This is a genomic window from Moorena sp. SIO2C4 (assembly GCF_010672485.1).
Taxonomy (GTDB): domain Bacteria; phylum Cyanobacteriota; class Cyanobacteriia; order Cyanobacteriales; family Coleofasciculaceae; genus Moorena; species Moorena producens.
Map to the genome: position 1 here is coordinate 1 of NZ_JAAHGN010000116.1, position 11,360 is coordinate 11,360.

Annotated in this window: 7 protein-coding genes and 1 pseudogene; 5 read left to right on the forward strand and 3 right to left on the reverse strand. The window is 43.2% G+C overall.

Going from position 1 to position 11,360, the window contains the following annotated elements:
• Positions 1-1,541: glycosyltransferase family 39 protein (locus F6K20_RS08995; RefSeq protein WP_287294470.1), on the forward strand; the 1,541-nt coding region annotated here is incomplete at its 5' end.
• 68 nt (positions 1,542-1,609) lie between these two features.
• Here F6K20_RS08995 and F6K20_RS09000 read toward each other — a convergent pair.
• Positions 1,610-3,214: a glycosyltransferase family 39 protein gene (locus tag F6K20_RS09000; RefSeq protein ID WP_008189500.1), complete on the reverse strand. Its 1,605-nt coding sequence runs from the start codon at positions 3,212-3,214 to the stop codon at positions 1,610-1,612.
• A 713-nt stretch (positions 3,215-3,927) separates the two neighbouring features.
• Here F6K20_RS09000 and iscB point away from each other — a divergent pair.
• The 4 genes and pseudogenes from iscB to F6K20_RS09025 all read left to right on the forward strand — a co-directional run bounded on the left by iscB (position 3,928) and on the right by F6K20_RS09025 (position 8,086).
• Positions 3,928-5,330, forward strand: a pseudogene (gene iscB, locus F6K20_RS09005) (RNA-guided endonuclease IscB).
• Complete coding sequence (locus F6K20_RS09015) at positions 5,302-5,436, forward strand: hypothetical protein (RefSeq protein WP_287256262.1); 135 nt, start codon at positions 5,302-5,304, stop codon at positions 5,434-5,436. The pseudogene iscB and the gene F6K20_RS09015 overlap by 29 nt, the downstream one beginning before the upstream one ends.
• Positions 5,437-5,663: 227 nt before the next feature.
• Positions 5,664-5,990 carry a DUF4870 domain-containing protein gene (locus F6K20_RS09020; RefSeq protein WP_044495225.1) on the forward strand — a complete coding sequence of 109 codons (327 nt, stop codon included), beginning with the start codon at positions 5,664-5,666 and terminating at the stop codon, positions 5,988-5,990.
• Between the two features lie 95 nt (positions 5,991-6,085).
• On the forward strand, positions 6,086-8,086 hold the full coding sequence (locus F6K20_RS09025) for an FAD-dependent oxidoreductase (RefSeq protein WP_008189507.1): 2,001 nt from the start codon (positions 6,086-6,088) through the stop codon (positions 8,084-8,086).
• 447 nt (positions 8,087-8,533) lie between these two features.
• Here the strand turns inward: F6K20_RS09025 and tatC are convergent, their stop codons facing one another.
• Both tatC and F6K20_RS09035 read right to left on the reverse strand, forming a co-directional pair.
• On the reverse strand, positions 8,534-9,316 hold the full coding sequence (gene tatC, locus F6K20_RS09030; protein ID WP_008189509.1) for a twin-arginine translocase subunit TatC: 783 nt from the start codon (positions 9,314-9,316) through the stop codon (positions 8,534-8,536).
• Positions 9,317-9,388: 72 nt separating this feature from the next.
• Positions 9,389-10,978: a glycoside hydrolase family 57 protein gene (locus tag F6K20_RS09035; RefSeq protein ID WP_008189510.1), complete on the reverse strand. Its 1,590-nt coding sequence runs from the start codon at positions 10,976-10,978 to the stop codon at positions 9,389-9,391.
• Positions 10,979-11,360: the final 382 nt, after the last annotated feature.

Here is an 11,360-nt window from a genome sequence, read left to right on the forward strand (position 1 = left end):
TCTACTGGGGGGATGAAACTTTCAGCTCCTCTAGAATTGCTGGCTATTCAGCGGAAGAAATTATCGGGGATATCTACACAGGTCAAGTGATTAGCGCTACAGAATTACAAAAATACCAGACCCCTAATTCTGAGCGTAGCCTCGCCAATACCTTACGAATTATAGGGGAAGAAGCGCCACAACACCCGCCAGTTTACTATATTTTAGCCCGATTCTGGGAACAATGGCTTGGTAATTCCCTAGCACTCAAGCGCACTTTACCTGCTTTGATTAGCTTGCTGGGATTACCCTGCCTCTACTGGTTGTGCTTAGAACTATTTGGGACATCCTTGACCCGATGGCTTGCCGTGTCCCTATTCGCTGTTTCACCAATCCATATTTTGTATGCCCAGGAAGTTCGGGAATATAGTCTGTGGACTGTGAGTGTCTTGCTATCGAGTGCTTCCCTATTACGAGCGATGCGAGTCAACAGTAGGGTGAGTTGGTGCATTTATGCCCTTTCTGTAGCGCTATCTTTCTACTCTCATTTATTTTCAGCACCGATTATCCTAGGTCACGGCATTTATGTCCTGATCATCGCAGGTTGGCAAAGGCGTCAACAAGTAATTGCTTACATCTCAGCGGTCACAGCAGCACTGCTGATATTTTCACCTTGGTTAGCTGTTTTCTTGGAAAACGAACCCAGAGCTAGCAAGGAATGGGGATGGGTGATTAAAGAATTACCCCCCCTGGATCTGGGTCGATATTGGCTGAAGAATCTACTCTACGGCTTTTTTGATGTACCCCTAGGGAAGGAGTACACGTTTGACCTAACCTTTAGCTACACCCAGCCTAGAACTTACCTAGTGCTACCAATTGTGGGGCTAGTGATTTATGGGCTATATTTTCTCTGTCGCTATACTCCAAAACAAGTTTGGCTATTTGTTTTGCTCCTGATGGGATTTACTAGTCTACCCCTAGTGCTACCAGATGTGATTTCAGGAGGCATGCGCTCAACGATTGCTCGATATCAACTCCCAACCTACATCGGGATTCAACTCACTATTTCCTATTTACTCTCCACGAAACTCAGTAAGTTTTCGATTGGTATTTGGCAAAAACGTTTATGGCGATTGACTACAGTTATATTAGTCTCTTGTGGTGTGATCTCTGGTGTGCTGATTGTTCAAGCTGAAACCTGGTGGACGAAGTACAGTGATTACTATAATGCAGACGTTGCTAATATTATTAATCAGTCTCCTGCTCCCCTTGTACTAAGCGATAGTACTCACAATCGAATTCTATCCCTGAGCCATAAGCTTGACCCCAAGGTTCAATTACAACTCATCAAAAAAATCAAAAACGTTTCAGAAATACCTGAAGAAAAATTACCAAAAGTATCAGCTGAATTTACTGATATTTTTGTATTGGAAAATATTCCATCACCATCATTGCTACGCCCCAGTATGGAAAAACATAATAACTATAAGTTCAATCTGATATACGAAGGAAATATTGGCTTTAAAAAACGAAAAGTTCTGTTGTGGAAAAAAAATGATTAGATTGATTAGTCATTAGTCATGAGTGATTGGTCATTGGTCAAGTTGGTTTGACCTTTTGACTTTTGGTTTCACTGCACTAGCTTCCAGAGATGCTTGCGTTTATGAGCTGGTTTAACGTCATAGGGTGACTCATGTTCAAATTTTTGTCGCAGTTTTGGAGAAGGTCTATATAAGAAGACGTCACTGAAACTGGAAAAAACTGTTGGAGAATCCTTAGTTTTGATTAACTGTAAGGTCACGTTTGGCTCAAGTAAATAACTCAGAGACACTAATCGCATGATATCACTACTAATCACCAAGGGACGATTGGCTTCATTAATAATATGAGCTTCCTCAGGAGTGTAATAGTTACTGTATTTATGCCACCACGTTTCTGCTTGAGAACTAATGGCACAAGAAAGCACACCTGCTGAAATAACTGTAATAGCAACTAATCGCCATAGTTGTTGTCCTTTTATTGTATTAGCATTTAGGGGATTAATTTTTTTAGCAAGGAGGTAAGCAACAGCAAGTTGTATACCCAAGTAACAAGGAATAAAATAGCGAGCCATGCTGGAACGCTGTCCTCCTAAAATTAAATCTTGAGCAATGGGAAACATTCCGACAACGGCGATCATAGTCAAGATAAATAACCAAACCCGCTGCTGACTATGACGAAACATAAAATATATAGAATAGCCTACGATAATTACAATCAGGATATCGAAGTAAATGAGTAAATGGTCGTAGTTAAACTTTAGGTCTCGACCTGATCGCACATCAAATAAGGGATTGTTATAGCCAATCTGGATATCGAAAAACACAGAACTAAGATTGATAAGCCAGCGGGTGATAAGTTTACCGAGTGGAGTCTCTTTATCCGCCCAATCCCCCAATTCAATACCGTTTTCAATGACCAATCTTAACCAAGGAATAAAGGCGATAATCCCGAAAAGCGAAGCTAATTCATACCTAACGACTTGTTTACTAAAACGAAATTTTTCGGTGAAAATAACATAGATACCATGTCCAATAAAAACTAATCCAGAAAGCAAATAGCTGTACAGATTTAGAGAAACTGTTATGGCATAGATAACCCAACTCATCAGTGTGCTAAGACGCATCGCCCTCAGCAAGGCTATGCTGGAAAGCAATGTGGTCAATGTCCACAAGCTATATTGTCGAGCTTCCTGGGCATACAACACATGGAATGGAGAGACACACAGCAATGCGATCGCAATCCATCCCGTTAAGGGAGACTCGAACAACTCCAAACAAAGCCAATAAATGCACGGCAAAGTCAACAGACTAATCAAGGCAGGTAAACTTCTCATCACCGTTACGGAATAACCGAACAATTTTGCCCAAAAGTGAGCCATCACAAAATATAACGGTGAATGTTGTGGCTCATGTAACGCTAACCCTTGGATCGTGTCACCTACATCTTTGTTATCATTAGGACGCTGATACTGCTGTAAATCTTTAACATTAATTTGACGACCATCAATTTCTTCGATAATTTCTGCTTTGGTATAGCCAGAAATTCGCAAGGATGTATAGGCTTCATCAATCCAATAGACTTTTTTGTCAATATTGACTAATCGAAAAACTATCCCCAGGAGTAAGATAATAAGAATTAAATACTTAGACCATTGACCAGATGTAGGTCGATGAAATTTTAGATGATTTCCCATGACTTATCGGGGTAGGGGTTATTAATTGGTGGCCTTTGAGCAGAGGTTAAGGATTGGATAAGCTTTGGGAAAATTAAGTTAGCCGTTTCAGGCAACACCAAATAGTAAAGCTTACCCCTCAGCAGCAGTATGGCAAGACTAAATTCATGGCCAGCACTTTCAAACCGTAGCCGAATCGTGATTTAAGACTGAAACTTGGAATTTAGGCAAGGGAGCAGTGAAAGCAATACCAAAGGCGGGATATGACGACTGGTAGTTATGCCTTAGTTAGAAAGATTATCAGCCAACGACACAGGATTAGCCATCGTATTGATCAGTAATTTACATATCTTGACATAAATTCGTTCTGTTCAATGAATTCTAGCAACTTACCTGTATTATGGAAGATAAAATCCATAAAAGTAACCCTGGGGAAGCATAGGATGATTTATCGGATGAATGACGTCAACAACTCACCGCTAAGTCTTGTCAGACTATAGCGGGAGCTTGTGAAAGCTCATAGTTGACCAGACTAAGACCTAGTAATGGTCTACGTTATTCGAGTCATAACACCTGTAGATGCGTGCCAGTCTTCAGCTCTGTTGTTAACAATTAAACATCTGTAGTGAGTTAAGGAAGTGTTGTTAACCTGAAAAGCTCTTATAACATTGTCGTTCGCGCAAGCGTGTGCTTTGCACAGGCAAACTTTACCCACTTGTGGAGTGTTCAAAGTAATGCGAGTGTTCGTGCTAGATAAAAACAAACAACCATTAGATCCATGCCATCCAGCACGGGCTAGGGAGTTACTTAAAAAAGGGAGGGCTAAAGTCTTTAAGCGTTATCCATTTACTATCATCCGGCAAGACAGGGATGTTGATAATTCTGTTACTCATCCACACAGAATCAAGATAGACCCTGGATCTAAAACAACCGGGATTGCCATCGTTCAGAAAAAAACTGGACGGGTCACAAGCGCCTTGGAAGTTAATCACAGAGGACAGAATATCAAAAACTCTCTGGAATCCAGAAGAGCTTTAAGGCGAGGTAGGCGAAATAGAAAGACTCGTTACCGCAAACCTCGGTTTCTCAATCGAAAACGCCCAGAAGGGTGGCTGGCTCCATCGCTAATGAGTCGAGTATTTAATATTGAGACTTGGGTAAGACGGCTAAGGAAGCTGTGCCCAATAACCACCATATCTCAAGAATTAGTCCGGTTTGATACTCAAAAAATGCAAAACCCAGAAATATCGGGTGTAGAGTATCAACACGGTGAACTGTTTGGGTTTGAGGTGAAAGAATATCTGCTTGCCAAGTGGGGTCATAGCTGTGTTTACTGTGGAGCAGAGAACGTCCCCTTGGAGGTTGAACACATTACTCCAACATCTAAAGGAGGGACTAATAGAGTCAGCAACCTAACCTTGGCTTGTCGGCCTTGTAACCAGAAGAAAGGTAGCGATCCGATTGAGAAATTTTTACGTAAAAAGCCGGAACTTCTAAAGAAAATACTGGCCAAGGCTAAATCCCCCTTGAAAGATGCAGCAGCAGTTAACTCAACTCGCTGGGAAGTATGGAGGAGGCTGCAACTGACTGGATTACCTGTTGACACAGGTTCTGGTGGTCTGACTAAGTTCAATCGTCAAACCAGAGAGATTGAGAAAACGGGAGCATCCCAATTTGGCACGTTAGCTCTTTTTAGGGGGCTGAAACCCTTGAAATATCGTTGCTTTGGGTAATATTGTTTCCAAAATGGGATGCTCCCGAGAAAACCCATTGGACTGATGCTGCTTGTGTGGGTAAATCCACTCCTCAGACATTACTACTAAATGGAGTGAAACCGCTAATAGTTACAGCTAAAGGTCACGGGGTGCGCCAAAGATGTCGTCCAAATAAATATGGCTTTCCAAAGGCTCATGCACCTGCCGCTAAGTTTTTCAAAGGTTTCCAAACGGGCGATATTGTTAAAGCTGATATCAAGGGAGGGAAGTATGCCGGTCAATACACAGGACGAATAGCAATTCGCCATCGTCCTAGTTTTGCACTCTCTACTCCAGAAAAGAAAATTGATGTACATCCAAAGTATTTACGAACAATTTTCAAGGCTGACGGCTATGAATACGCGAGTCAAATTAATCAATGATTCGCGCTTGGCCATAGGCCACGCTACGCGAACGCTGGCCGTAGGCCACGCTACGCGAACAATTTATTCTCCTGCGGGAATTCCCCGGAGACGAAACCTTAGATAGTGGAGCCTTTAGAGTCAGTGGGCTATGCAGAAAAGGCTTAAATCTTTTTTAATAGCGATGCAGCGCGGTCTTGGGGAGGCAGTGCGGTCTTGGGGGTCTCCCCCATGAGCAACTGCCGTGGTTTCCCCCATGAGCGACTGCATCAAGACAAGGCTCCACTATCTTACGGTAACTTTAAACCCGCTAAAACTGACGTTTATAACGGGAGTCCCCTTCCCGTATTTAAGATGGATCAACGAAAGCTTTTATCACTGTTATGTCATGGCTCAATATTTTTTAGCTCTCTGGTGGTCTCTATTGCCATCCCGATAGTCATTTTTTTGGTCACCGAAGACTCAGTGGTCAAAGAAAATGCGAAAGAAGCTCTGAATTTTCACATTTGCCTTTATATATATGGGGTGATTTGTCTGATACTGACTGTGGTGATTATTGGGATTCCGCTGCTAATTATATTAGGGCTTGTCAGTCTAATTATGTCCATAATTGCCTTAGTCAAGGTGCTGGAAAATCCTAATCAGCCCTATCGCTATCCGTTTATTTTTCGGGTGCTTTGACATGCCATGGCATAATTGATACAACGTTTGGGAGATGACAGTATTGATAAGTTAGGGTAATTTATCGTCAAAGATTTTACTGACTATTCCGAATCATGAAGCGATCGCTTGTCCGTATTTCCGTATTCATATCATTACTAGGGTTTACTCCATCTCCTGGTATAGCAGCTCCCCCTAGAACTCCAGACCAAACCGAATCGTGTGAAATCTTAGTGATTGGAGGTGGATTGGCTGGTGCGGCGGCTGCCTATGAAGGCTTATTGGCAGGGCAAACGGTGTGCTTGACTGAGATTACCGACTGGGTAGGGGGACAAATTTCTGCCCAGGGAACCTCTGCTCTGGATGAACGACCCACTCAGCGATCGCGTTTATTCTATCCTAAGGGCTATCTAGAATTACGCGATCGCATCAAACGCTACTACCGTCAACTCAATCCTGGGGACTGCTGGGTAAGTGAATCCTGTTTTCTACCCCGTGATGCTCACCAAATCCTGTTTAATATTTTACGAAAGGCGGCCAAACGGGGAAAAGGGAGATTAAAATGGTTTCCCTCTACTGTAGTTAAGGAACTAGAGATTAGCGCCGATGGCAAAACTATTGACAGTGTGATTGCTATTCAACACAAAAGTACTGCTGATGCTCCTGGCCTGAACACTTTTCCCCTATCTCAAACCATTGAAGATTGGTATAGCTACGAGAATTCCTCCCGCTTTGAGAAAAGCATTTTGCGCATTGTCCCCCAACAGACCCAAGACAATAGTTCTAATTGGTATATTATCGACGCAACAGAAACTGGTGAAATTATTGCCCTAGCTGACGTTCCCTACCAGTTGGGGATTGACTCCCGCTCCTACCTAAACCCTTCCGCATCTAGTGCTACTGACGACCCCTATTGCACCCAAGGCTTTACCTACACCTTTGCCATGGAGCAAACCAAGGAGCCTCAAACCCAAGAAATGCCTTCGTTTTACCCGCAATACCAACCCTACTACAGCTATGAATTACAACGGCTAGCGGACTTTGAAGGAGTATTCACCTATCGGCGAATTTGGAGTTCTAAGCGGGGTAAACGGATCCGATGGGGGGTTACTGCTCCTACTCCAGGAGATATTTCCATGCAAAACTGGACATGGGGTAATGATTATCGTCCTGGCACTTCAGAAGATAATCTAGTGTACACCCGTCGCCAATTACGAACCAGTGGTCAACTGGCTCCTGGTGGCTGGATGGGAGGCTTGCGCACGGAAAGTCTACGGAAAGGAGAAGAAAATGCTCTCGGTTATTACTATTGGCTAGTGGCAGGGACTACCGACTCCCAGCTTGGGGATGGGGTAAAAGAGCCTCATCCCAATCACCGCTATCTAACCGGGTTAGATTCTCCGATGGGGACAATGCATGGGTTGTCTAAGTATCCCTATATCAGGGAAGGAAGGCGGATTATTGGACGCCCTTCCTTTGGCTATCCTCAAGGCTTTACTATATCTGAAGTGGATATTTCCCGCCGTGACTACCAGGATGAGTATTATCGGCAGACTCTCTCACCAGACGAATATCGCCGCTTGTGGGCAGTACTGGCTGGATTAGAAGCACCCTCTGTGATTCAAGGTAAAATCCAGCCAGATCAAGTCAGCCAACGCAGTCGCTCTACTATCTATCCTGATTCTGTGGGTATTGGTCACTATGCCATCGACTTTCATCCTTGTATGACCTTAAGTCCAGCAGAAACCCCAGGAAACACCGAGCGTCAAGGGGAACGGCGGGGAGCAGGTCAAGCCTATCCGTTCCAAATTCCCCTGCGAGCGATAATTCCCCAGAAAATTGACAACCTATTAGTAGCAGGTAAAAGTATTGCTACCAGTCACATTGCCGCTGCTGCTTATCGCGTGCATTCCTTTGAATGGTCATCCGGTGCTGCTGCTGGTACAACCGCTGCTTTTTCCTTAGAAACTGGGATAGCACCTTACCAGCTTGTACAAGAACCCCTCTTCCAACAAACCCAACTCCAAGCTCTACGCCAGCAGTTAGAAAAAAACGGTAATCCCACCGCTTTCCCAGACACGTCCATTTTTAATCAAAATTGGGAGGATTGGCGTTAAAGGGACACAGTTTACTAATAGTAATTATCTTTAGTAGGCTACGTTTTTACATACATTGATAATGGCTCTTCCATAGATATTATGCTAAATAACCGCCCAAATCAATTATCGCCTTACTGGGCAATTATTTGACTTTATAAACAGTTTTTTTAACTGTTAAAGTAATTCCCAGTAAAGCTTTCAGCATAAGGGAAATTAAAATTAGCATCAACTTGTAACAAAGAGCATTTATTATCTGTTTCTCAATAGTAATAAGTCATGATTGTGCCATGACTTATTACTATGATGAATTAGCGACAATAATGCTAAAGATAGTTAGTTAGTTAGTAATTGGTCATTGGTAATTAGACTACTATTCCCTATTCCCTATTCCCAGAAGGTATTTGTAGCCAACATTCAATAGCCCGATGGTAGTTTTGATAGCGGGTTGATTAACCTGACTTAATATTATTTGCCGACCAACTTCACCATTCCAATCCCACCAAAATATAGACCAAGTACAGCACCCCCCAGTAAACTTTGAGTGAGAGGATCTGTCGAAGGAGTCAGCACTGCTCCCAAGATAGCTGCTCCTAGGACAACCGTGCGCCAACCAGAAAGCATTTGCTTGGAAGAAACAATTCCAAAAAATCCCAGTAACATTTGAATAACTGGGATTTGAAATGCCAAGCCAGTACTAAACATCAACAGTAAGACAAATTCAAAATACTTATCAATTGACCACAACTGCTCTACTACATCTGCTCCGTAACTGATAAAGAAATTCAGAGCAGCAGGAATTAGAGCAATGTAGGCAAATACCAAGCCTAGGAAAAACAGAACCGTTGAGCCTAAAACCACAGGTCCAATGAAGCGTCGCTCCCGGCGAGTCAACCCTGGTAAAACAAATAGAAGGATTTGGTAAAGAATAAAAGGACTAGCCACCAGTAAGCCACTATAGCCAGCCACTTTCAAGGACACAAAAAAGTATTCCCCTGGAGCCAGTTGCAGAAACTTGACCCCCCTAGCTGGAATTTCCAGCAACTGAACAATCGGCTTAACTGCGACAAAGCAGCCAGCCATGGACAAAAATACAGCAATCAGCGAGTAAAAAATCCGCTTTCGCAACTCCTCTAAATGGTCGAACAGAGACATCTCGACATCATTAGGTACCTCGTCGAGATAGGTCTCAGGGTCTTTGAGAGTATCCAAACTTTCCTGGGGAGGAGTATCTAACTCAGAAGGCGTCATGGATTTTGATTGGCTTAGGGAACGTTCACTATTGTATCTTCTTGTATCTTCCAACGATTGTGTGGGGATAATTCAAACTCGACGATAAACGCGATAGTTAATCTTGGGAAAGATATTGTCAATCTCCTCGACCTTCTCCAGCCAGCCTGCATCAATCTTGCCCAGCTTGATATCATCGTAAAGCTTATTAAACCGCATCAAATGCGATCGCGTTCGTCTAACTGCATAAGGAACCATTGTCTCGGTGCGCATAATAAATGCCCAGTCTGACGATTGCGCTAGTAGTAACTCTCGCGCTGCTTGATTTAATGCCTTCCACTCCAACTCGTCTGTAGCTTCCAACTTTGACAGCTCAATCATCCGTTCTGTGGCTTTGTGCAGATGAGGGTAAATCCAGGTATTGGTTTCATTGAGCCAGTATTCATGGAACCCCTGATACCCCCAGCTAGATTGAGAAGGCTTACAGACTTGTTGGATCGGATGATTCCGCAAATAATCTGCCAAATGAGTCATTTCATAGGTGTTCTGGTCATACCACGACTTACGGAGCAAGACATCCAGAAACCAAGGACCTTCGTACCACCAGTGACCAAATAACTCTGCGTCATAGGGAGACACCACAATTGGAGAACGCTCTATTATTGCTGCTAGATGTTTAACCTGCTGCTGGCGATTAAACATGAAATTTCCAGCATGTTCCGCAGCTTTGTCTTTTGCCCAATACGGATCATACAGTTGCTTTTCCCCTAATCCTGTACCACGGTCTGTAATTTTGTGATACTTTATACCCGTATTCTTCCGCTTTCCATGGGGCATAATATAAGGTTTAATGTAATTATAATCTGCTTCCCAGCCTAAATCCTTGTAAAATTCCCGATATACTGGATCCCCTGGATACCCGACTTCCGAGGACCACACCTGCTGGGATGACTCATGGTCACGACCAAATGCAGCAACTCCTGTCTCAGTATAAATGGGGGCATAGGTACCAAAACGTGGTCGGGGACGAGCGTAGAGAATACCATGACTATCCATCATAAAATAGCGCAAACCAGCATCTGCTAGCATCTCCTCCATCCCTTCGTAGTAAGCGCATTCCGGTAACCAGATGCCCTTGGGCGGACAGCCAAAGTTTTGCTCATAATGTTCACAAGCCACCCGAATTTGAGCCCAAACTGCTTGGGGATACATCTTCATCAGAGGAAAATAGCCATGGGTAGCACCGCAGGTGATAATTTCCAGGTTATTACTGTCTAAAAATTTTTTAAATCCCTTGACTAAATCCCTTTCATAGTGTATCCATGTTTGGCGAATAGTGCTGAACTCTTGAACATAATGTTGGGCTAGGTAACGGATATGACCATTATGCTGATTATGCTCAACCTCCTTCTTGGCTAGTTCTTCGAGCAGTGACAGATGGCGCTCATAACGTTCTTGTAGTAGTGGATCCCGTAGCATTGACACTAAAGTTGGTGTCATACTCATGGTTATTTTGAAGTCAATCCCATCCCGCTTTAATCCCTCAAAAACATGTAGTAGGGGAATATAGGTTTCAGTAATGGCTTCAAATAGCCACTCTTCTTCTAGAACATAATCACTTTCTGGATGCCTAACAAACGGTAAATGGGCGTGAAGGACAAGAGCAACGTAGCCAATAGCCATGATCAAGTAGCAGCCGTGGATAGGTTTTTAAAGGAGAACTGACGCAATCCGCGATAATGTTACATTATTTTAAGATTTTAGTCTCAAATAGACCGGGAAAGTGGCAGAAAAGGGCTGGTTAGTACCGAGACTATAAAATAATAAAATAGATATTAAATTGTAAGGAAGCACACATCACCAACAAAAAATAACAAATCTTAGTCTTATTCCAGCCTTATTGGTTAAGAGTGCTAACACCAAATTGCATGCAGGCAGCTACACAAACACACACGAACTCCCCAACCTTTCTACAACTGCTGCTGTTTGTCGATGAACGTCCCGGTTCCCGTAAACAGCTCCAGTCTATCCACCATTATCTGGAAACTCTCAAGACAGAGTATCC